This window comes from Paenibacillus thiaminolyticus, from assembly GCF_003591545.1.
Taxonomy (GTDB): domain Bacteria; phylum Bacillota; class Bacilli; order Paenibacillales; family Paenibacillaceae; genus Paenibacillus_B; species Paenibacillus_B thiaminolyticus_A.
The window spans coordinates 193,339-215,946 of record NZ_QYZD01000003.1 but is presented as its reverse complement, the minus strand read 5'-3'; the positions used below and the strand labels follow the sequence as shown (position 1 = coordinate 215,946).

Genomic DNA, 22,608 nt, shown 5'->3' with positions numbered 1-22,608 from the left:
TCGATTTGCTAAGGTAGATTCATAACCCGTTGTTTCTTTCATTTTTTGTAATTCCTCAATTTCTTCAGTAAGTGTGGAAAGATACTTTTTAAGAGTATCATTTTCATTAAGTACGTAAGAGTAGAGGACATTTCCGATATTGTCTCTTATATATATGTTCCCATCAGAATATGCTTTACTATAATCAATAATTAAAGTTTCAAGTTCCTTTTTCTTTTCATCATAAATAAATGTTTGTCATCGCATCCCTCTCTTCAAGAAAACAGCAGGAATTCATTCCCTAATTTGTATAATCAAACCTCAAAATATCATGAACTTATAAATATTTCAAGTCAATGCAATAACGCAATGAACTGGTACGTTAAAAGGCATCGATTTTCTCCTGATAAAAATTCAGTATTCACAAAATGTTCCACGTACGGTAGTATGTTTTGCATATGCGATCTATTTTTTTAGAATGAACTAAATAATTAGATTTTCATAAATATGTTGCTCGTCTATTCCATTTCATTAAGGAGGTTCCTTCCAATGGACGTAACACCGCAGTCCTCTCTTCCGATTTCGGTCGAACAATCCAAGCTGCTTGGCAATGCCAAGCGAATCAAGATTATTGCCGCCATTCAAGACAAGCCCAAGACAGCGAAGCAGGTCGCCGATGAACTGAAGCAAACGCCCGGCAGCATTCACTACCATATACAGAAGCTGTATGAAGGCGGGCTGATTGATCTCGTGGATACCCAGTCAGCGGGCGGGATTATCGAAAAGTACTACAAAGCGAAGGCCAAATGGTACAGCTCGGAGTGCGATCAATTCAACGATCCGGCATTGGCGCAAGATCTGGATGACGTATCCCGTACCCTGCTCAGCCTCCGGTTGTATCTCTCACCCAGGCAGCGGGAGGAGCTTGTATCCGAGTTTCGTTCTTTTCTGGAGCAGTGGGTGCGGAAAACGGCGGACAATCATGAAGACAACAGTCAAGAATTCGCGATTGGCGTGAAGATGGTGTCAACGGAGCAGAAGTCTTGATTGGCGTCCGAGTGCCATAACGTGGAGGGATTGTATTGGACATTTTTCAAAACTGGAATTTCACGCTTATGTTCGCGGGGCGCATCCTAGTGACCTAATCTCCTGCCTGCTTTTAGCAGCCAGATTGGAGGACCCGGAATTTATGGCACTGTCATTCAAAAAGGCGTTCCGCAGCGCCAATTGGGCGTTGTGTTCGCGGCGGCTTCCGGGTTAAGCGGAATCGCTTCTCCGATCGGAAGCCTGCTCGGCGGCAGCCTCGGCACGCTGCTGCCCAGCGCCGGAGTCATCGCTTCCTGCGGATTGGCGGTGGCGGCCGTCGGGCTCTACTGGTCGCTCGATGCCGTCTCACGAAGCTTGCCGGCCACCGATGCGATGAAGGAGGGGTTCTTCGCGGCACGCAATCCATCCCTCCGGCTGGAACGCCAGCAGTCAGATCTTCAAGGATAGCCGGCAGCGGCATGGGCAGCGGGCGGGAGGCCCGCCCTCAGCCCAGCCCCCACCCGACAATCGGCAGCCGGACCGCCATATAATACGTTGCCGCCATCAGGCCGAGCATCACGAGCGTGAAGCCGATGTCGGAACGGGTATACCGGGTCGCATAGTAATACGTGCGCGCCTTTCCCATCTGGAACCGCTTCGCTTCCATCGCGACAGCGACGCGCTGGGCCCGGCGGATGCTCTGCGCCAGCAGCGGCAGCGCGTAATTGCGCAGCCGCTCGTACATGCCCTTGATTCCCTTGGCATAGCGCGCACCCCGCACGGTCAGCGCGTCAGATCGCGTGCGGATATCATCCCAGACCGCGGGAAGCATCCGAATCGAGGCGATGAAGCTGTAGGCGTATTTGGCGGGAAGCCGGAACTGCTGCATCAAGGCGTAGAAGAGCTGAATCGGCTTCGTCGTCAAGGCAAAGGCCAGCCCCAGCATGCCGAAGGTCAGCGTCTTGCAGCCCAGCATCAGACCGCGGTAGAAGCTCTCTTCGGAGATGCGAATCAGCCCCCACGACCACCAGATATGATCGCCTTTGCCGAACAAGATCATCGTCGAAGCGGAAGAGATGAATAAGAGCAGGAACGGCAGCGTAATCAGCAACACTTTCTTCCGGGAGTGGCCGCTGAACAGGAACAGCAGCGCCGTATAGGCAATCAACTGATTCAAGGCGAAGTCGAATTGCCTGTTCAGCAAGGTGACAAGAAGCAGCAGCATGAAGACGAACAGCTTATAGGCCGGGTTGACGCGATGCAGCCAGGTCTCGGTCTGCGGTGTCAGTAGATTCATGTAAGCTGCGCCTCCCGTTCCCTGCTCGTATCCAACACCGTTAGTCGGCCCATTTCGACCTGCCACACGCGATCGGCATAGTGACGCACGATATTCATATCATGCGTGACCATCACGATGGCCGTCCCTGCCGCCCGCAGACGCTCCAGCTTGTCGAGGATCGCGAACGTGTTCCTCGCGTCTTGGCCGAAGGTCGGCTCGTCAAGCAGCAGAACCGGATGCTCCCGCACGACGGCGGTGGCGACGCTGAGGCGGCGCTTCTGCCCTAGCGAGAGATGGTACGGATGCCGGCCCGCCCCCATATCCAGATCGAAGGCCGCCATTAAGGCCGTCAGCTGCCGTTCGATCTCCGCGTCAGACCATTCCGCCAGCCGCAAGCCGTAAGCCAGCTCTTCGTAGACGGAATCGTTCAGGAACTGCATCTCCGGGTTCTGGAAGACGAAGGCCAGCTCGTCCGGCGGCTCCGGCCGAGCCTTCCGGAACCAGCCGCGCTGCTTCGGCTCCGGGACCGGACGTCCCCCGATAACATAGAAGCCACTGGTGCGAAGCAGCCGCATCAGGGACAGCAGCAGCGTGCTCTTGCCTGCGCCGTTCGGGCCCGTGATGGCAATCCATTCGGCCGGATAGACATCGGCCGTCTCGACGACGATGGCCTCGGCTTCTTCCCGGTATCCGGAGAATCCGCGCAAGGCGATGATCGGCTCCGCCCGAAGAGCGGACGCCGCTTCGGCCTGGCGCTGCCGCCGCTTGGCGCTCGCGATGGCGCGGTACGCCTCCGACCTCGCATGATCCCGCCACACGTCCGGATACCAGATGCCGTATTCGATCAGCTTCTCCTTGTGCATCGTGAAAATAGCACTCGGTTCGCCTTCTGCCATAATGCGACCCTCGCTGTCGAACAGCACGACCCGATCGACGATATCGGCGACCAGATCCAGCTTGTGCTCCACGATCAGCAGCGTATGCGAGCCGGCGATGTCCTTCACCGTATCCCAGACCTGCTGCGTCCCTTCCGGATCGAGCAGAGCCGAAGGTTCGTCCAGGAACAGCACCTCCGGCTCCAGCAGCAGGACGGAGGCGAGCGCGAGCCGCTGCTTCATGCCCTGCGATAGCGCCGCAATCGGCGTATGCAGTTCATCCAGCTGCAACCCGACCCGCTCCAATATGCTTATCATGCGTGGCTCCATCTGCTCCCGCGGAACCGACAGATTCTCCAGGACGAATGCCAATTCCTCATCGACGTACGGCATGCAGAACTGGGTATCCGGATCCTGGAACACGAAGCCCCAGCTATCCGGGAGCTGCCTCTGCTCATATTTGAGCGGCACTTCCACCGACCCCGGCATAATGCCGCTCAGCACTTGCAGCAGCGTCGATTTGCCGCAGCCGCTCGGTCCGAGCAGCAGCACCTTCTCCCCCGCAGCAATGGAGAAGGAGAGGTCCTTGAACAGCAAGGACGCCTCTCCTGGGAATTTCAATCTTAGATTCGTAATCGCGGCCGCGGTTGAGGCCGCTTGTTCTTGTGTCAATCCCAACACCCCATCGTTGTTGTGCCATTGATGACCGGCTTGCAGGCCTGACCGCCAGCCGGTGTCCTGCGCGCCTACCGGTCCAGAGCTGCGTATTCTTCCTTCGCGACCGGCCGAATCGACTTGGTCACCCCGGTCGCCTCCAGCGCGCGCATCAGGAAATAGGCGAAGATGCCGGCAAACGTGAAGGCGCTGATGACGCGCAGCCCGTATTTCAGCACAAGCATCCATGTCTCGTAATCGGCATAGCCGTAACCGAGATCGACGAGGAACGAACCGGCGGCCGACATGATTCCGGCCGCTCCGGCGATCGCCACGCCTCCACGGCGGTAACGCGCCAGGGCGAATACGAGCTCCGCCGCCAAGCCTTGGACGAATCCGTACACGATCGTCTCCAGCCCCCATGCCGACCCGAGCAGGGCCGACAGATTGGCTGCGGCCAGACTGGCAATGAGCGAGACGCCCGGCTTGCGGATGAGCAAGTAGGCGAACGGCCCTGCCATGAACCACATGCCGTAAGTCAATTGCCCCGCCTGCGGGAACAGCGGCTTCACGATGCTGTACACGCTATCCCACAGCTTGAAGATGACGCCGAAGACGACCCCGATCATGACGGTAATGAGAATGTCCTGGAACCGCAATCCTTTCTTTTCACTTGCCTGTTCTTGCATTGCTACCCTCTCCCTTATCCCATGGTTCATACAAAAAAACCGTCTGGAACCCAGACGGTAGAGTAAGCCGATGATCATCCTTCAAGCATGATCGCACGACAAATACAATGGTTCTCTACGCTGGCATTATCCAGATCAGATTAACGGTCCGTAGCGGTATACTGGCTACTATCTCAGCCTGACTCCTCAAGCACCCGAATTTGTATGAATATGTAATCGCCCCTATAATACCGCATTCCTGCCCGCTTGGCAATGGCAGGATGGCCAAGCGGGGAAGAAGAATCGGCGCCGGCTTCCGCCACCGTTCACCGCTAGGGTTACTGTTGCCCGTGCCTGCAACCATGCCGGCCCTGACGGCAATTATGCCCCGAACTGGGCGTGATGCAGCCGGCTGTAGCTGCCGTCCAGCGCCAGCAGCTCGTCATGCCGCCCCTGCTCGGCGATGCCGTCTTCATTAACGACGACGATGCGGTCTGCATGCTTAATCGTGGCCAGGCGATGGGCGATGATAAGCGTCGTCCGCCCGGCCGCCAGTTCAGCCAGCGACTGCTGAATGGCCGCTTCGGTCTCGGTATCCAGCGCGGATGTCGCCTCGTCCAGAATCAGAATCGGCGGATTTTTGAGGAACATGCGGGCGATGGCCAGCCGCTGCTTCTGCCCGCCGGACAGCTTCACGCCCCGCTCGCCCACGACCGTGTCCAGCCCGAGCGGCTGCGAGCGGATGAACTCCTCCAGCCGCGCCCGGCGCGCCGCCTCCATTATCTCATCCTCGCTCGCGCCAAGCTTCCCGTAGGCAATGTTCTCGCGCAGCGTGCCCGCGAACAGGAACACATCCTGCTGCACGATCCCGATCTGCCGGCGCAGCGAAGCAAGCGTCATCTCACGCGTATCGATGCCGTCGATCGTGATGCGGCCCGCTTCGGTGTCATAGAAGCGCGGCAGCAGGCTGCACAGCGTCGTCTTGCCCGCCCCGGAAGGACCGACGAACGCGACCGTCTCCCCGGCCGCGATCGCCAGATCAATATTCTCGAGCACCGGAGCCAAGCCGTCATAGGCAAAGGTGACGCCTTCGTACCGGATATCGCCGCGCAGATGGGCGACCTCAATCGCATCGGGCAGATCCTTCACATCCGGCTCCGTATCGAGAATTTGCATATAGCGCTTGAAGCCCGCGATCCCCTTCGGATAGCTCTCGATGACGGCATTGATCTTGTCGATCGGCTTGAAGAACACGTTCGTCAGCAAAATGAAGCCGACCAGTTCGCCATAGGACAGCTCCCCCCGAATGACGAACCACGCGCCGCAGATGAGCACAAATACGGTGACGAGCCGCATCAGCATATAGCTGACCGACGAGTTGAGCGCCATAATCCGGTACGCAATCAGCTTCGTCGTACGGAAGCGCTGGTTGTTGACGGCGAAGCGCTTCTGCTCGAAGCCTTCGTTCGCGAACGCCTGCACGACACGGATCCCGCCGAACGTGTCTTCGACCCGTCCATTGAAATCGGCGATGTCGGTGAACATCCGGTGATTCGCCCGGGTCATCCGCTTGTTGCAGACGACGACGAGCCAGATGAGGAACGGAATAATCGCGAACGTGAGGCAGGCCAGCTTCCAGTTGATGGTGAGCATCAGCACGAACGAGCCGATAAGCGTCATCACCGCGATGAACACATCCTCGGGCCCGTGATGGGCCATCTCGCCGATCTCGAACAAATCATTGCTCATGCGGGACATCAGATGGCCCGTCTTGTTGTTGTCGAAGAAGCGGAACGAGAGCTTCTGAATATGATCGAACAGCTTTTTGCGCATGTCGGTCTCGATGTTGATGCCGAGCATATGGCCCCAATAGGTAACGATATACTGCAGCCCCATAGTGAGCAGATAGAGGGCCAGCAGCCCGGCGCAGGCCCAGACGATGAGCGGCCAGTCATTGCCCGGCAGCAGCTTGTCCACCACCTGGTTAACGGCGATCGGGAATCCCAGCTCCAGCAGTCCCGCGATAACCGCGCAGCCGAAATCCAGGAGGAACAAGTATTTATAGGGCTGGTAATAAGCAAAAAAACGGCGAAGCATAGAAGTACCTCTTTTCTCAGATAGAAATAGAAATAGCGCTCCAGGGCGGATGAAGCATCGTTCTCGCACAGGACAATGACAATGCGAAAAGTCCACCGGGGCACAATCGCCTCCAATGGACTCTGCTTTTGCCGAATGTGTTCCCATGTCCCATGTTATCCATAACAATTGCTGCAGCTACGCGCCTGCTCATAACACGTGGCAACATTCTCCACAGATAACACTATTCTACAAAAAAGAAGAAACTCCTTCTCCCGTTCCCAGATCGGCTGCGCCTACCCCTTAATTCCCGTCAGCGCGATTGCCCTCGATTCGAGCGATTTTACTTATTAAGAGCAGCCAGCCGGCCGATTCACACTCCAACGCTCGGCTGAGACGCCCCGATCGGCCGCCAGCCGCTACTCTTCGTAAGCTTGCAAGGCGATGACGGCATTATGCCCGCCGAAGCCGAAGGAATTCGAGATGCCGATGCGGGCCTTGATCCGGCGGGCCGTATGGGGGACATAATCGAGGTCGCAAGCCGGATCCGGCTCCACCAGATTGATCGTCGGCGGCACAATGCCTTCCTGCAGCGTCTTCACGAGCGCGATCGCTTCGACGCCGCCCGACGCGCCCAGCATATGGCCGAGCATCGATTTGTTGGCGGTGACCGGAATACGGCGGGCATACTCGCCGAATACCTCATGAATCGCGCGCGTCTCCGACAGGTCGCCTACCTCAGTGCTTGTCGCATGAGCGCTGATGACGCCCACCTCCTGCGGCGCGATTCCCGCTTCCCGCAGCGCCGATCTCATCGACTGGCTCGCCCCGCGTCCCTCCGGATGGCTCGCCACCATATGATACGCGCCAGAGCTTGCTCCATAGCCGATGACCTCGGCGAAGATCGGCGCTCCTCTGCGCAGCGCATGCGTCAGCGACTCCAGGATGACGATGCCGGCGCCTTCCGCCATCACGAATCCGTCCCGCCCCGCTCGAAGGGGCGGCTCGCCCGCTCCGGCTCGTCATTGCGAGCCGACAAAGCCGTCGCGTTGCTGAAGCTGGCCAACGCCAAGTCCGTGAGGGCCGCCTCGGTTCCACCGGCCATGACCACATCCGCTCCGCCCGCTCGAATGAGGCGGAACGCTTCCCCGATTGCCGTGTTCCCGATCGAGCATGCCGTAACCGGCGCCATCGATGCCCCGAGCGCACCGTACCGGATGCTGATCTGAGCCGCGGCCATATTCGCGATCATCATAGGCACAAGTGTCGGACTGACCCGATCCGGCCCCCGTTCGCGCAGGATTGCCTCCTGCTGCAGCATTGTCTGGATGCCGCCGATGCCCGATCCGACATAGACGCCCATGCGCTCGCCGTCGAGCCCGCTCCAGCGATCGAGCTCCGCTTGGCGGTAGGCTTCCTCAGCCGCCGCCAGGGCGAACTGGGTGAAGCGGTCCATACGGCGCGCTTCCTTGCGCCCGAAGCGGGCTTCCGCATCGAAGTCCCGCACCTGGCCCGCAATGCGGACCTTGCAGGAGGAAGCATCGAACGCATCGATCGCGGAGATTCCTGATTGTCCGCGAATCAGCCCCTACCATAGGGTATCCGTATCCTGGCCAAGCGGCGTGATGGCTCCCATCCCTGAAATGACGACTCTCTCCATATCCATGTCCTCCTTCATCCGTACTGGTTGTCGTGTCGGATTTATTTTGTCACAGCAATTATCCTATTACAAGTTGTTGTTTATCCTAGTATAGTTAGTACCAGATTAGCGAGTGTGAGGTGCCATCGATGAATTCACCGACCCGATTGCAAATGCTGTCCGAATTCCTGCGCGCCAAGCGGGCGCAGATCCTTCCCCAATCCGTAGGTCTCCCGGCAGGAACCCGACGCCGGACCCCCGGGCTTCGCCGCGAGGAGGTCGCCCAATTGGCAGGCGTCAGCACGACATGGTATACCTGGCTGGAGCAGGGACGGGATATTCAAGTGTCGGCTTCGGTGCTGGACAGTATCGCGGAGGCGTTGAAGCTGACCGTGGACGAGCGTAAATATTTGTATGCGCTGGCCTTGGAGGGAGGGGCCGGCCCCGCCGTACGGGAAGAGGAAGAGCCGCAGATCAGCCCCGCCCTGCAGCGGATACTGCAGGAGCTGCGGCATTGCCCGACAATTGTGTCGGATCGGCGCTGCCATATCGTCGGCTGGAACGAGGCGGCGTCCCATGTCTTCCTTGATTTCACCGTCATCCCGCCGGAAGAGCGGAATATGATTCGCCTGCTGTTCACGCGCAAGGAATTCCAGAGTCTGGCGGTCAACTGGGAGCATTTCGTCAAAGGCTTTCTGTCGATCTTCCGCGCGTATTACGGCCAGTACGTAGAGGATGAATGGTATGATCGCTTCCTGGAGGAGATGAAGGAGGTTCACCCGGACTTCCAGCGGTTATGGAACCAGAGCCAGGTAAGCACCGCCCCGGAGGTCGTCATTGAGTTCAGACATGCCCGGGCCGGGAAAATGCTGTTCCATCTGACTTCCCTGCAGGTGCAGGGCGACGCCGATCTGCGCTGCAGCATCTACACGCCGGCGCCCGAATCCTCCACCGAATTCAAGCTGGTGAAGCTGATGGACCGCTGATTTGGATCTAGCAGCAGAGAGAGAAAAAAATTTTGCGCACCCAGGTTGTAGATCATTGTCCCGAATTGCCTTATACAGTGAAGGCGTGAATTTCAACATGGAATCGGATCTCGCGAAGCCGGGAAAGGCTGGCGCTACATCCGGTTCACATTCGCGCTCTTCGCAAATCACGGAGATGGAGGCGAACCCTAATGATGAGATGCAAGCAGCCTGAATTAACCGCAAGCAAGATGGATGCGGTATTGTTTTGCTTCCGAATTATATATGGTCACGGTAGGAGGGCTTTTTATGACGCTTGAAGAATTAAAAGCTACGATGAAAGCCGAGGATGTCCGTCGTCTCGAAATAAAGCTGCAACAAGGCGAGATCCTTAATTCAATCATAACAAAGTCGGAGCATTTTTTATTCTTTTGAATTTTTGCTCAAAACGAAATACGGCACAATGCTCATTGCGGCATACTACGGCCCCTACGGTATCACCTATATATGTGGCGCGAGTATCGGACACATTGAAATGCTACTCGATTGGGCGAAATCATAATCGAGTCGGAGGGGGCGGCTAGCCCCCATCCGCTCACACCACCGTACATTTCCGCATACGGCGGTTCCAAAAGGTTAACAAAGCCCTAATTAGAGAGAACGCAGACTTTTAGCCCTTTCGCTTCCCAGTAGGATGACGGGAGGGCATTATTTATGTTTCAGGACTTTATGTAGATCTTTCTCGTTCCGATGCATGAGCTGACATTTTCTTCGTAAAAATGAGGTCAACCAGATAAAGCTGATCAACCTCATAACGAATATGCTCACTGATAAAACTGTGATATCTTGAGAATTCACAATATTATTTAAAAATACTAAAATTTATTCAAACTTTTCCTTAATAGAAAAATTACGGAACGACGGTAAACCCCTATCGCCCGTTAGTTCTATAAAAAATCCTTCTTTATTTGATGTGGTAGAAAAACTTTCACTAATATCTACATATGAAGACTGCTGACTTACTTTTTCAAACAATACTATTCCGTGGGAATTTTTTATAGTAACCTTAGCTCTTAATCCAGAAAAAGAAAAGCTCAAATTATAAGTTGAATAGCTGTCTAATTTAAGAGATTGTCTAAAATAACCTCCACGACTTGGATCGATAGTAAGTACATCATCTCTAATGTAAGTAGTACCAAAACTAATCCAATCTTCAAATTTTATCAATTCTGGACCTTCTGGAGTTTCGAATGCCGTACATTCTAGAATAATAAAGTTGTCCCCCCAAGCCTCATAGCCACTTTGACTTTTAAAAACTAAATGTGTTTGTGAAGGATCAGTTTCTGAAGTATAACTTACAGCTATAGTTTGAAATTCTTCAGAATTACCGTTTGTATCTTCGTACATAGTATATCCAGTATTTTTGTTTTTTAAATAAATGGCTGGTTTTCCTTTTACAGTATATTGAATCATATAATCTGTATTAGATTTTAATTTATTTCCAATAAATTGTGAAAATTCCCCATCACCTTGAGTAAATAGAGCTTTAGATCCCTCTATGCCGCCTGTACTGTCGACATATGCATTCTTGTTATTTGCTACCCATGGTTCTAGATTATCCGCTTCTATGTTCCAATTTTCTACGATATTACTAATAAAAACATTAGGCGGAGCAATGAGGCTTGTCTCTTTATTTATTAAATCAGATTCTAATAAATATTCTCGTAAATAAGATTTACACGTTAAAGTTAAGATTTTCGATTTCTCGTCAACTTCTAATTCAAAACTATTAATTGGAGACAAAAATGTTTCGCTGATAACGCCTAACGGCATGTAAACACCATCATCATCACTAACATTTATTGAGATATAATCTGCTTGAACAAAAGTAGATTCCACTTGCTTCTCATTTAAATCAATATCTCCTGTAGATGGGTCATAAAAATTTGCTGTTGCCTCATATCTTAGGTTGTTCAGCTTTTTTTCAAAGGTAATCTTAGTAATAACATAGCCATCAGGAAATGTCAGACTTTTAGTATAATATTTTTGTTCAGAATTTTTTGGACAAAATAGTTTATTGATATCTAAATAAACAATCTCTGATAACGACTGATGATCAACTTGATAATTTTGTTTTAGCTTAGCTTGATATGCTTTTAATACCGGGATTGGATCATTGATAATCTCAAATCCAACTAGAGCATATCCTGGTTCAGCTTCTAAAATAACTTTTGCATAATTATCACTTCCTGTAGTTTTTGCATAATTAGGGTTAGAAAATTTATTGGACAGTGTAGGAAGTATGTTATCACGAAATACATTCTTTTCATCATTTAGATGCTGATTTAGGATATTAGTATAATCAATATCTGATAAGCCCAATAATTTTCGGCATGCCGTTAAAGTGAGAAAGGCTTTTGCTTGTAGACAAGTTAGTACAATTAAGAAACTATAAACTTTTCCTATCTCACTTCCACTCGTCTTTATCTCGTCTTTAGTAATCAATTCTGCAGCTGTTTTTAAAGCCGAACGACCAAATAAATTATTGCCAATCAATACATCATGGAATGTATGGAGATAAAACTCGAAACTATCCACGTCATTTTTTGTTACACTTTTCGCTAGTTCTGTTAGCTCAGTTAGATTTTCAAGAGTATCATTATCAAAAATATCTTCGTTAAAGCTACCTTTCTTTGCTCTTAGAGTTTTTTCTGTAGCAAGAGTTAAGTCATCAAATTTTTCGTTTACATATTTAAGACGTTGATATGCAGGAGTGATTTCTGTGAGTGTAGAGTTGATGAGTACATTTAAATTAATAACATCAAGTTTATCTGAAATCTCCTGTAGTTGTTTACTGAGATATTCTATTTGAAGACTCAGAGCATAATTTTGTTTCATAACATCGCTTAACATATTTGTAATTTTAGGAAGATAGATGTGGAGCATCGAATTTATCGCATTAAGTTTGTTATTAACATCAGTTAATACGTTGTTCTGCTCATTAGCAATTTTCAGCAATTCCTTAGCTAATTCTGTATTCAAATTTCCCTGCGCAATAATCTCACTTAGGTCTCCACTAATCCCCTCAAGTTTACCAGAAATATCATAAAGTAAATCTTGATTTTTTAAAACTTCTTCCAGTGTTAGATCACCTGTATCTGTTCCAAAAATCATGTTAAAAATATCTTGAATACCAGTGGCAAAACCATAAATTCCATTAAAAACATCAATAAAACTTGGTAAGGCTCTTACACTTAGATTATTATTTTGCTTCATAAGTATCCTCCTCTTTGTGTATAAATTAAATCTTTACCTAGAACATTATCAAATTGCTCATTCCCGATACCCTTTAATCCATCGCATTCTACCTCCTTTCGACTACAATAAAAGCATACTTACAAATCTACCTGAGAACTTATAAATATTTTCAGCCATAAAGGAAAATATGTTTAGTTTGTTCCCCATTAAGAGAGCTCGATGGGCAATTTTGAAAAACCTTAATTGGATCCGTGCCTTTTCAAGGTTTTTTGGGTATGATATTACCACGCTTCATTTCGCTCTAATAAATTCTCTTTTTTCAAGGTGAGAGCCACAAGAATGATTCCACGGCTCTTATCAGCAACAAGCAGCATACTCGGCCAAGCCCATATTTCCCCATCTGCTTCAACAGTCTGTCCGCCACCACGGCAATCTCTGCCCGAGTAATCGGTTCGTTAGGCGCAAATCCATTCCCCCGGCCGTTCATGATCCTCGCGTCCATCACTCTTCGGATCGACGCCTCGGCCCAATGCCCTTCATAATCCTGCTGCTTCGGTTTTTCCATTGCATTCATCTCTCCTCTAAATATTGTACTAATTTGTGTCCATATGATTCAGATGGCGCCTAATTCCTCACCGTCTTGGCTGTGCCATGCAAGTACGCGAAATGCCGCGAATCTGGTGTATCCTTTTTCGGATATCCGCTCGCCCCGGCATATAGCGCAAGGTGATAGAGGTGGGCCGTGACTCCTTCCCGCCAACTGGAAAATTTCTTGTTCGGGCTGGCCTGCGTATCGCCGCCGCCCGCGGTGATCTTGAGCCCGCATGGGTTATGGTACGTTTTATCAATTCCTGCAGCACTGTGCCCGTCTCGATACAACTGTACACAGGCGACCGCTGGATCGACGACGACGCCGCGTGCCGGAGCCAATTCCCAATACAGGTCGGCCAGTTCGACGCGGCTTATCCATTCCAAGAAGTTGCAGCCGCGGCACCAGGAAGCCGCCGCAGACTGATGCTGAGCGATAATCCGGAGGTGCTCGATGCCGCCAGCTTCCCCGAGGCAAATGGGACGCTCTGGCATGATGTCGTCCAGAGCGGCGAGAATGAGGTGAAGCACCGGGTGATGGGCTGGCATATCAATCAGACCGGCCAGCTGTTGCGGTTGGGCCTGACCCTGGAGAATCAATCCGCATCCAAGCGGAACGGTGAACAATATCGCCCAATTCGGCGCGATCTACACGGCAAGCCTTCCGATCCGGAACGAGACGGGTGCTCCGGCCAAGGTCCACATGTGGGTCAATCCGCGCGGGGGAAAATATGCCGGCGCCGTTCGGCTCGGCGGGGAGGTATTCCGTATACCAGCGCTGCCAACGAATAAGGATGCATGCCGGATCGCCGAATATGAGGCCGGAAGGCCTGTCCACCTTCACCTTCTCCCTCATGACCGCCGGTGAATCGAATACGCCGCTCGGCATATTCGTGACGACCGGCTCCTAGCATACACAGCAAGGCCCACGCTCGCTCGGCGTGGGCCTTGTCCGTTGTGAACCCGCGGCAGGAATCCGCCAACGCGTTCATGCCTCCCGGTTCTGTATCAGTTGCCGTGATGGACGAGCAGCGCGTTGCTGATTTCCCGGCCGGGAGATGTAATATATTTGCCTTTGTAATACAGCCCGCTTGATGCCCCGCCATCCAGGTTCATCGCTTGCTGCGCGCCTGCCTGCTTCATCATCTGAGCGAGCTCCGGAATCGTGGCCCCGGAAGTCGTCAGCAGAATCAGCTTATGGTCCGACGTGACGCCGACAGCGCTGCGCGCGCCGCTGTTCGTCAATATTTTCGGATCATTGAAGCCTTCCGGCACCGGATCGACGCTGACCTGACCGTTCGTCACCAGGCGTGGTCCCGCCTGAAGTGCTCCTTCCACATCGCCTTCCTCGAATCGCTGCGGGAATTCCTTGCCCTGCACGAACTCCACCTCGTTGTCCTTCGTGAATAGGAGCACGGTTCGGCGGTCGGCCGGACTTGGATGCACCAATTCGCCCTTTTTCACGATATGGCCGTACGGAGCCTTATAGCTCGTCTTCGTATATGCATCGAAAAACGTCCCGTTCATCGCCACCGCCGCTTTGCTGGTATCTGCCATATGCTTCAAACTGTCCACGGAGCCGATCTTGCCTCCAGCCACCGCCACATCTAGGCGGATCTTCGGATGAAGCAGATCGATCTCCACGATCGAAGCCGACATCCGCTTCTTGCCGACAGTGAACGTTTTCTGCTTCTGTTCCATGGGAGCCACGGCACGGTTCAATCGCTCCATGGAGACGACCGGGAGCTTTTGCTTCCCTTTAGCCGTATCGAACACGAGCGCGGAGGCCGCCTTGTCCCACTTAAACTGGAGCTTCATCGCTTCTCCGACGAAGCGAATCGGCACATAGGTCGTCCCTCCCTCGACAAAAGGCGCCGCATCCATCTGCTTCACCGCGCCATTCACCTGCGCCTTCTTGCTCCCGACCGTCAAAGACAACGTGTCCTCATCCGCGCGCACATCGATTCGCTGGGCCGCCTTGTCCCATTTCACTTGATATTTCAATTGCTCGCTCAAGTAACGAATCGGCACGTAGGTGCGGTTCGCCGCCGTATCCATATACCCGACGCTGCGCCCCGCGGCCTGAGTCTCGCCATGCTGGCCCAAGACCGCCGCGAGGAATACTACCCCCAGCACTGCCATGATTGCTCTCTTCTTCATTCTCTTTGCTCCCATTCTCCTCTGTTGAATATCCTGGCAGAGTACCGGGCCCCGGCATCGGTTTCCCCCGTCCCTGCCTTCTCCATTTGATTAACCGTGTAAATGTTACCATATAGGACGTTTTACCCACAAACCTTATTTTTACAGCCTTTTTGACCGATGTCTTATTTCCTGAATAAAAAAGAAAACAGGAGTCTACATTCACTCCTGTCCGTTGCTGTCTATTCCACTTCGTTCCTTTGCATTTCATCCCAATCCGCGGCAAATCACCGCATCGAAATACGCCGTGCCTTCATCGGATATCCCGCTGATGAAGCAGTGACCATCCTGCCATGCCGAGCGGATGACTGCAATCTTGTCGCTCAGGACGGCTTCCCGGTGATACGTGATGCGGAAGCGGGACAGCCCCCGTTCCAGTTCCTCTGGCTGCATCGCATCGAGGCAAATATCGCCAAAACGCGCATTGTTCAGATGCCCGTTCATATCGATGCTGCTTAGCCGCACCGTCATATCATAGGCATGTTCCTGCTTAAGCTGGGCCGGAACCTCGACCTTGCGCGGCATGACGCCTACGCAACCATCGGGATGGACCGGCAGGTCATAAGGACAGGCCGATGCGCGAAGAATGCGGCGCTTGTTCAGATCGACAAGCACCCACGAAGTCCGGGCCTGCGCTATCCAGTCCGCGCTATCCGGACCATAAATGCGGAAGTCGCGCTGCCACTGAACGCCGCTCGCCCCCCGGTTCCATGTCACGATCTCGATCGTATCACCGTAGACGGGAAGCCTTTTCCATTCCAAATCGATTGTAACCAGCATCCACGCCATGCCCTGCCTGATCATCTCGTCCAACGAGACCCCGTAGTGCCCAAGCTGCGCATCGCCCGCCCGCTGCATCCATTCGAGCAGCGTCGACAGCTTGCACTGCTTCTTATAATCACAATTGTCCGAATGTATGTAATGCTTCTCGCGCCACTGTACTCCCATATCCGAACATCTCCTTGTCTCCGTTGAGCCTTCCTCGCCTGCGCGAGTGGAACAGCTTTATTGTAGAACAGCTTTATTGTACCTCAAGCGGATGGCAGGAGGGAAATGCATAGCTCGGGACGGGGCCGCGATGACGGCTCAACATGAATTAGAGATCCACCGCCTTCGGAACCAATAGGTTTCGGGGCGTTTTTTATGCGATGCACATCATTGCTTTCATATGTTACTATAAACATATTCCTCGACAGAGTGTTGCCCTACGCCCTAAAATCCTATCCGGACTCCCTTTACTTCTGAGCGGGAACCGGATAACGTGGAGGTAGGACAACGTTCCGGCTGGAACGACATTCAAGGAGAGTCAGTGATATGAGTTCACATCATAACGATACGATGGATGCCTCCCCTCTCCGCAGTGAGATAGCGGGAGCGGGACATCGCATCCTCATAGTAACGTCCGTGCCCGCCGAGCGGGATGCCGTCCTGCGCGGCTTGGGCGGAGACGACCGCTTCAACGTAATCGTCGGTGGCGTCGGCACGGCGGCCGCCGCGGCGAGAACCGCCCGAGAGCTGAAGGCCGCTGATTATGGCGCCGCCGTGTGCGCCGGCATTGCGGGCGGCTTCGCGGAGCGGGCCGATGTCGGCTCCGTCGTCGTGGCCAGCTCGATCATCGCAGCCGACCTGGGAGCGGAGACGCCCGACGGCTTCTGCAGCGTGGATGAGCTTGGCTTCGGCTCGGCCTATATCCCGGTCGATGCCGGTACGGCCGAGCGTATCTGCCAAGCCGTGCAGGCTATTCCGCTGCAGGCATGCGCCGGACCTGTGCTGACCCTGTCCACGGTGACAGGCACAGCCGAGACGGCCGCGATGCTCGCCCAGCGGGTGCCCGGGGCCGCCGCCGAAGCGATGGAAGGGTATGGCGTCGCTGTGGCCGCACGCCAGTTCGGCTTGCCGGCATTCGAGATCCGGTCGATCTCGAACGCCGTAGGCCCGCGCAACCGGGCGGCATGGCGCATCCCAGAGGCGCTGAAAGCATTGGAAGCCGCTTGTTCAGTCTTACCGGAGGTGCTGTAATCATGAAAATTGCCTTTTCCCCTTGTCCGAACGATACGTTTGTCTTCTATGCCTGGGTGCACGGGCTTGTTCCCGGAGCGCCGGAGCTGGACGTAGCCTATGCGGACATCGATATTACGAACGGTCTGGCCGCCAGCGGCCAAGGACCGGAGGTGCTTAAAATCTCCTATGCGGCGCTCCCCTGGGTGCTGTCCGATTACGCGCTGCTCCCATGCGGCGGCGCGCTCGGCCGGGGCTGCGGCCCGCTCGTGCTGACGAAGGAAGGCGGAAGTGATCCGGCGGCGCTCAGCGGCCGGCGGGTAGCCGTGCCGAGCGAGCGCTCGACGGCTTACCTGCTGTTCCGCTTGTGGGCGGCGAAGCATGTGCCCGGCGGCGTAGGGGAGATCGTCGTCATGCCGTTCCATCAGATTATGCCAGCGGTGCGCGACGGCCATATCGACGCCGGGCTCGTTATCCATGAAGCGCGCTTCACCTACCCGTCTTACGGGCTGACCTTGCTGGCCGATATGGGAAGCTGGTGGGAAGCGGATACCGGCCTGCCAATCCCGCTCGGGGCAATCATTGCCCGCCGGACCCTTGATGCAGGCAAGATCGCCGAATGGGCGCGCGCATCCGTGGAATATGCCTGGGCGCATCCGGAGGCGTCCCTGTCTTACGTGCTGCACCACGCGCAGGAAATGGATCCGCAGGTCGCGCAAGCCCATATCAATCTCTATGTGAACAAGTTCACCTCAAATCTGGGCGAGGACGGATACGCTGCCGTAGAGGCTCTTCTAAGAAGAGCGGCAGAAGAAGGGCTTGTGCCATCCTTCGATCCGGCCCTGCTGCGCTTATAACCTTCCGTTCACCGCCAAGCAACTGTAGCGTGGGGAACTTGAACGGCACCAGATGAAGGAAGCGAAGAGAGCAGAAAGAGCGCCCCCAAGGGAAGCGCTCTTTTTGCCGTGCGGCCTCAAGCTTAGGCGAGCACGATTCCGAAGTAGGCTTTCAACGCTTCATCGTATTGCTCCTTCGACTCTGGAATGAAGGTATGGACGCCATTGGCCGTGAAGATGCGGAATTCATCTCCGGCGAGCGTATTGCGTCCTTCACGAGTGCGGACCGCCGCCATCGCCTGCTGGGTAAAAATGGACTCCGGCGCATGCTCGCACCAGAACGAAGGCATAATGAAATCCCGCGGGAGCTGCGGCTCCTCCGTAAAGGAATAGAGACGGCTCCATCCGTCCCGCTTGAACTCGAACAGCATCCACCCATAGTCCGGATCCCGTTCCAGCCGATAGCATTCATCCCCCTGCCATTGCTCCAGGCCCGCTTCGATGCGCACCGGCCGGCGCGGAACAATTCCGCCTACCCCGACATCGCACAGGTACGTCTCTTGCCCGGCCCGGACTTGCAGAACCTGGTGGCGGCGCTTGGGCGGGAGATTCGGTTCATCTCGCCAAAAGCGAGCCATCAAATCGGTGACCGGATAACCAAGCTCCCGAAGTAGCCATCCAAACAATGCATTCAGCTCAAAGCAGTAGCCGCCCCGGCGGCGGATTATAATTTTGTTTATCAGATCAGGAATGTCGAGTGACAACGGCACTCGGTTCAAAATATCAAAGTTTTCGTAGGGCACGGCATGCAGATGACATTCCTGCAGATCAGCCAGCACAGCGGCACTGCCATCAAGCGGACCGTCATAACCTATCCGCCTCAAGTAAGCGCATACATCAGACTTCAAATGCTCGCGTCTCTCCAACTTCATCGTCTCCTTACCTCTATGTTTCCTCCCATCATAGCAACATCCGCTTCGCCCAACAAGATGATCCGGAATCTATCACCGAATGACTATATAATACTATCTTCCCGAAAAAGAAGCCTTCATCCTCTTGCTGAGTAAAATGAAGGAAAGACAGATAACCCCTTCATATTCACGATAAAGCGTAAACTCAACCTCGGATAATTCTCCAATCAAAGGATGCAATTTGACTTTATTCCAAAATAATGAAAATTAGTTATAGCCAATTTGGTTAAAATTTTGTAATATAAAACCAACGAATGTCCCGCTCCTTGACCCTCCTGTCGAATCCTGAGCAGTAAACGCGGCGACACGAAGCCTTCATCGTGGAATCCGAATTCTTTTTCGGCACCTTGCGAGCATACTCTGCCTTTGCGATAGATGCTGCTAACATGCGATAGCTCCCGTCCAGCCTGACAATCAACAATCTGCCAGCGGCACCAGCTTCCAACCCATGACCTGACTTCTGCTTTCTTGCTGTAAATGACGCTATTTCAGCCTTTTTTACCGGTTCCTTTTCTTTTTTACGCGGAAAAGTTAAAACGAGATAACTTTATTTTAAAACGCTTACATTCTATGAAGGAGGTGATGATCTCTTCAAAAGCAGCGGTCTGAAGTAGTGTAGAACTTGTCCAAATTCAACATTTAGGAGGTATTGTTATGAATCAGTTGCGAGTATGGAATCCGCTAGCGTCCAAAGTATCCCCGTTGTTTGTCGCTTTTGGCGCCGTGTTGGCCGCCTTCTTCTGCATGATGGTATTCGCCGAGCAGGCGTCCGCCCATGGCTATATCGAATCTCCGCACAGCCGCGCCTACCAATGCAATCTCGGGGAGAACACCAATTGCGGACTCGTAGAGTACGAGCCGCAAAGCATTGAATCGAAGGGCAACTTCCCGATCGGAGGTCCGGCGGACGGCCATATCGCCGGGGGCGGCGTGTTCCCGGAGTTGGATGCGCAATCTTCTACCCGCTGGAATAAAGTCAATATGAACGGCGGCAACAACACCTTCACTTGGTATCTGACTGCGCCGCATGCCACGAAAGAGTGGAAATACTATATTACGAAAAAAGACTGGAATCCAAATCAGCCATTGACCCGGGCACAGCTTGAGCCAGATCCGTTCTGCTACTATAATGACGGCGGGAAAAAGCCTAACAAGTCCGTATCGCATCAATGCAGTGTGCCGACCGATCGCAGCGGCTATTATATCATCCTCGGCGTCTGGGAAATTGCCGATACCGGCAATGCATTCTATCAAGTCATTGACGTCAACCTGAACAATGGTTCCGGTGGCGTGACGCCATCCGTTCCTGCAGACGTAGCTTCGCCTTCACAGACGCAGACGAGCATCTCCTTAACATGGAGTCCTTCTTCAAGCCCGAACGGAATTCAGCAGTACGAGGTATACCGCAACGGCACGCTGGTCGGAACGACAGCACAGACCTCGTACACCGATACAGGATTAACGGAGAATACTTCCTACACATACACAATAAGAGCCGCCGATACGGCAGGCAACAAATCAGAGCCATCCGCGGCCCTGACCGTCAAAACGTTGGGCGACAGCCCGCAATATCCGGCTTGGGACGCAAGCAAGACCTACCTTGGAGGCGACCGGGTCACCCATAAAGGCGCTGTCTACGAGGCGCGCTGGTGGACATCCGGCGAAGAGCCAGGCCAAGCGGAAGTGTGGAAAAAGCTTTAGGGCAAACCTGATAAGCCCGCTCATGATACAGGCTAACGGTGCGAATGCGCCGTTAGCCTGTTCTGCTGTATAAATGTATAGATTGCTATCATTAACACACTGCAGACAATAAATCGCAATTGTATGTAACGCCTTTGTCCCCTCGTTAGCCCCCTGATAGCTTGGCAACCATCTTTATTGAAGCAATGCCTTATACGATTGCCGCTCCTTGCATCGTTATCCCGTCGAGTCAGGTCTTTATTTTAATCAACCCATTTCCTTGAAAAGTAATGTAATAATTTCTTGCGCGCTCTTGTTAATGTTTGGCCGAGAGCTTGTTCCGATACTTGTAATTTTTCTGCAATTTCCCGGTATGATTTTTCTTCGACGTAAAATAAAAATACTACATTCCGGTATTTTATATTCAACTGGTTGAGAGCTTCATGGAGCATTTCGTCACGAACTTGTTCTTCCACCTGTTCGGGTATCGTAACTTGTATGGATGGGGAAACGAATTCACTTTCCTTAACGAGCTGCAAGTCCGAAACATAACGATATTTTTTATTTTTTTTCAAATAATCATAAGCTGTATTCCGGGCCACTTTCTTAATCCAAGCTTTCATATTTGTAGTATTTCTCAGTTTTGGCGCTTGCTCAATTATTTTTATGAAGGATTCTTGTACAACATCTTCGGCTAATGCATGATCCCTGAACAGCAAGCATATGTCGCGATAGATCAGTTCCCGAAAAGAACGATAAATCAATTCTTGAGATGAATTGTCTAGGTGATGGAAATTGCCACGTAAAAACGTGAGCCATTCCTCCATGCTTGTACCTCCAACACCATAATTTTCATAGAATGATTATTTGAAAGTAGTAAGCTTCTTTATAAACATATTTTGTTAATTACATACAGAATTAGATTATACACCATTTTCAGGAATTATGCTTTGTTTAGCTCTCAGGACGTAGTCAACAAAAATCTTTTCGTCCGGCATCATTTATTTCGTCAAGTTTGCTGGAGATAAATCGTTATAAGCGTAGATTCGCTCGCTTGCATGCTCTGATGCGTATCTGAGTAGGGCTGCCCCTAATGCCGAAGCGGACAGCCAAGAATACCCCCGAAAAGATAAGAGCGGCTTATGGGAGGTGAGTTGTCTTTAGTTATTGAAGACCGATTTGATTATTGTTGTTGTCGCTTCTGCAAAAAAAATGGGGAGGAATAGTTTCATGAAAGTAAATAAACTGTTTTCTTTAATGCTTGTTATTGTGATGTTAATGGCTACTCCGGTGTTTGCGGCAGATAACGGATCCGTGTCGGCCCGTGAAAAAGATTCCGCCAAAATTGATTTTTCATTGGAGGGCAGGAATGTTTACGTGCTTACATGGGAAGACGGGAAACTGGAGTCGTATGACGATAAGGGAGTGAAAACAACGACATATTTAACGAAAGAACAACTCGAAGAGAAGCTTGCCGAGTTCGGTACAACCTCAACTGGTCAGATTGGGACAATGGATTTTAATACAGGTTCAGTAAATGTGTATGTCCCCAAAAACATAGATGGTAACCAAGGTGCGGTCGTAGGAGGATATTTTCAGGTGTCCCCGCATACCTATGTGAATCTTGATGTGTTGTCCTTGCCACAAACTACAATGCCCTCGATCAACGTTAGCTTTTGGAATGAATATGGTACTGATACAGACTGGTATGCAAACGTTAAAGAGGGTCAAACCGTTTGGATGAGAGCAGCTTATCCTAATCAGAGATACGCGGTCAAAGTCAGCACTACTGAAAAGGAGGGGGCTATTGCCAGACTAAGAGCGTATACGGATTAAACTTAGCTGAAGAAAATCCCCTTATCGCTAACTGATTATCCTCAGTTGACGTAAGGGGATTTTTTTTCAAACAGGGGGAGA

The 22,608-nt window shown here is 52.3% G+C and carries 20 protein-coding genes and 1 pseudogene; 9 read left to right on the top strand and 12 right to left on the bottom strand.

Annotated elements, in window-relative coordinates; translation table 11 throughout:
- Positions 1 to 528 precede the first annotated feature (528 nt).
- Positions 529 to 1,026: a winged helix-turn-helix domain-containing protein gene (locus DQX05_RS05960; protein ID WP_119791750.1), complete on the top strand. Its 498-nt coding sequence runs from the start codon at positions 529 to 531 to the stop codon at positions 1,024 to 1,026.
- Between the two features lie 180 nt (positions 1,027 to 1,206).
- Complete coding sequence (locus tag DQX05_RS05955) at positions 1,207 to 1,473, top strand: hypothetical protein (protein ID WP_119791748.1); 267 nt, start codon at positions 1,207 to 1,209, stop codon at positions 1,471 to 1,473.
- Between the two features lie 37 nt (positions 1,474 to 1,510).
- Here DQX05_RS05955 and DQX05_RS05950 read toward each other — a convergent pair whose 3' ends face one another.
- From DQX05_RS05950 to fabF, 5 genes and pseudogenes are all read right to left on the bottom strand, one after another.
- A complete protein-coding gene (locus DQX05_RS05950; protein WP_119791746.1) occupies positions 1,511 to 2,302 on the bottom strand; it encodes an energy-coupling factor transporter transmembrane component T family protein in 792 nt (263 codons plus the stop codon).
- Complete coding sequence (locus tag DQX05_RS05945) at positions 2,299 to 3,840, bottom strand: ABC transporter ATP-binding protein (RefSeq protein ID WP_259391809.1); 1,542 nt, start codon at positions 3,838 to 3,840, stop codon at positions 2,299 to 2,301. Before DQX05_RS05945 ends, DQX05_RS05950 begins: the two co-directional genes overlap by 4 nt.
- A gap of 65 nt (positions 3,841 to 3,905) precedes the next feature.
- Positions 3,906 to 4,502 (bottom strand): ECF transporter S component, encoded by a 597-nt coding sequence (locus tag DQX05_RS05940; RefSeq protein ID WP_119791742.1) that lies wholly within the window; start codon positions 4,500 to 4,502, stop codon positions 3,906 to 3,908.
- Between the two features lie 360 nt (positions 4,503 to 4,862).
- Positions 4,863 to 6,578, bottom strand: coding sequence for an ABC transporter ATP-binding protein (locus tag DQX05_RS05935; protein WP_119791740.1), 1,716 nt, complete (start codon positions 6,576 to 6,578; stop codon positions 4,863 to 4,865).
- A 398-nt stretch (positions 6,579 to 6,976) separates the two neighbouring features.
- Positions 6,977 to 8,217: pseudogene (fabF, locus tag DQX05_RS05930) on the bottom strand (beta-ketoacyl-ACP synthase II).
- Between the two features lie 128 nt (positions 8,218 to 8,345).
- Between fabF and DQX05_RS05925 the strand changes: the two are divergent.
- Both DQX05_RS05925 and DQX05_RS31705 read left to right on the top strand, forming a co-directional pair.
- Positions 8,346 to 9,182 carry a helix-turn-helix transcriptional regulator gene (locus tag DQX05_RS05925; RefSeq protein WP_119791739.1) on the top strand — a complete coding sequence of 279 codons (837 nt, stop codon included), beginning with the start codon at positions 8,346 to 8,348 and terminating at the stop codon, positions 9,180 to 9,182.
- Positions 9,183 to 9,470: 288 nt separating this feature from the next.
- On the top strand, positions 9,471 to 9,596 hold the full coding sequence (locus DQX05_RS31705) for a hypothetical protein (protein ID WP_259391808.1): 126 nt from the start codon (positions 9,471 to 9,473) through the stop codon (positions 9,594 to 9,596).
- A gap of 447 nt (positions 9,597 to 10,043) precedes the next feature.
- On the opposite strand, the gene DQX05_RS05920 is transcribed toward DQX05_RS31705, so the two are convergent.
- The 3 genes from DQX05_RS05920 to DQX05_RS31700 all read right to left on the bottom strand — a co-directional run bounded on the left by DQX05_RS05920 (position 10,044) and on the right by DQX05_RS31700 (position 13,607).
- A complete protein-coding gene (locus tag DQX05_RS05920; protein WP_119791737.1) occupies positions 10,044 to 12,437 on the bottom strand; it encodes a vegetative insecticidal protein Vip3A family protein in 2,394 nt (797 codons plus the stop codon).
- A 301-nt stretch (positions 12,438 to 12,738) separates the two neighbouring features.
- On the bottom strand, positions 12,739 to 12,984 hold the full coding sequence (locus tag DQX05_RS05915; RefSeq protein ID WP_259391807.1) for an S-layer homology domain-containing protein: 246 nt from the start codon (positions 12,982 to 12,984) through the stop codon (positions 12,739 to 12,741).
- Between the two features lie 59 nt (positions 12,985 to 13,043).
- Positions 13,044 to 13,607: a hypothetical protein gene (locus DQX05_RS31700; RefSeq protein WP_259391806.1), complete on the bottom strand. Its 564-nt coding sequence runs from the start codon at positions 13,605 to 13,607 to the stop codon at positions 13,044 to 13,046.
- A gap of 131 nt (positions 13,608 to 13,738) precedes the next feature.
- Between DQX05_RS31700 and DQX05_RS30240 the strand changes: the two genes are divergently transcribed.
- Positions 13,739 to 13,918 (top strand): hypothetical protein, encoded by a 180-nt coding sequence (locus tag DQX05_RS30240; RefSeq protein WP_147385158.1) that lies wholly within the window; start codon positions 13,739 to 13,741, stop codon positions 13,916 to 13,918.
- Between the two features lie 97 nt (positions 13,919 to 14,015).
- Here DQX05_RS30240 and DQX05_RS05900 read toward each other — a convergent pair whose 3' ends face one another.
- Positions 14,016 to 15,167: a phosphodiester glycosidase family protein gene (locus DQX05_RS05900; RefSeq protein ID WP_119791733.1), complete on the bottom strand. Its 1,152-nt coding sequence runs from the start codon at positions 15,165 to 15,167 to the stop codon at positions 14,016 to 14,018.
- Between the two features lie 246 nt (positions 15,168 to 15,413).
- Positions 15,414 to 16,154, bottom strand: a complete 741-nt coding sequence (locus DQX05_RS05895) for an acyl-[acyl-carrier-protein] thioesterase (RefSeq protein WP_119791731.1) — start codon at positions 16,152 to 16,154, stop codon at positions 15,414 to 15,416.
- A 366-nt stretch (positions 16,155 to 16,520) separates the two neighbouring features.
- Between DQX05_RS05895 and DQX05_RS05890 the strand changes: the two genes are divergently transcribed.
- The gene (locus DQX05_RS05890) at positions 16,521 to 17,225 is read left to right on the top strand and encodes a futalosine hydrolase (RefSeq protein ID WP_397334969.1); all 705 of its coding nucleotides are present in this window, start codon (positions 16,521 to 16,523) and stop codon (positions 17,223 to 17,225) included.
- A gap of 2 nt (positions 17,226 to 17,227) precedes the next feature.
- Entirely contained in the window at positions 17,228 to 18,061 is an 834-nt protein-coding gene (locus tag DQX05_RS05885; protein WP_119791729.1) for a 1,4-dihydroxy-6-naphtoate synthase, read from the top strand.
- Positions 18,062 to 18,183: 122 nt separating this feature from the next.
- On the opposite strand, the gene DQX05_RS05880 is transcribed toward DQX05_RS05885, so the two are convergent.
- Entirely contained in the window at positions 18,184 to 18,972 is a 789-nt protein-coding gene (locus DQX05_RS05880) for an arylamine N-acetyltransferase family protein (protein WP_119791727.1), read from the bottom strand.
- Between the two features lie 693 nt (positions 18,973 to 19,665).
- Between DQX05_RS05880 and DQX05_RS05875 the strand changes: the two genes are divergently transcribed.
- On the top strand, positions 19,666 to 20,712 hold the full coding sequence (locus DQX05_RS05875) for a lytic polysaccharide monooxygenase (protein WP_119791725.1): 1,047 nt from the start codon (positions 19,666 to 19,668) through the stop codon (positions 20,710 to 20,712).
- A 242-nt stretch (positions 20,713 to 20,954) separates the two neighbouring features.
- Here DQX05_RS05875 and DQX05_RS05870 read toward each other — a convergent pair whose 3' ends face one another.
- Positions 20,955 to 21,518 carry an RNA polymerase sigma factor gene (locus tag DQX05_RS05870; protein WP_119791723.1) on the bottom strand — a complete coding sequence of 188 codons (564 nt, stop codon included), beginning with the start codon at positions 21,516 to 21,518 and terminating at the stop codon, positions 20,955 to 20,957.
- A 403-nt stretch (positions 21,519 to 21,921) separates the two neighbouring features.
- Here DQX05_RS05870 and DQX05_RS05865 point away from each other — a divergent pair, with 403 nt between their 5' ends.
- On the top strand, positions 21,922 to 22,527 hold the full coding sequence (locus DQX05_RS05865; protein ID WP_119791721.1) for a hypothetical protein: 606 nt from the start codon (positions 21,922 to 21,924) through the stop codon (positions 22,525 to 22,527).
- The last annotated feature ends 81 nt before the right edge of the window (positions 22,528 to 22,608 follow it).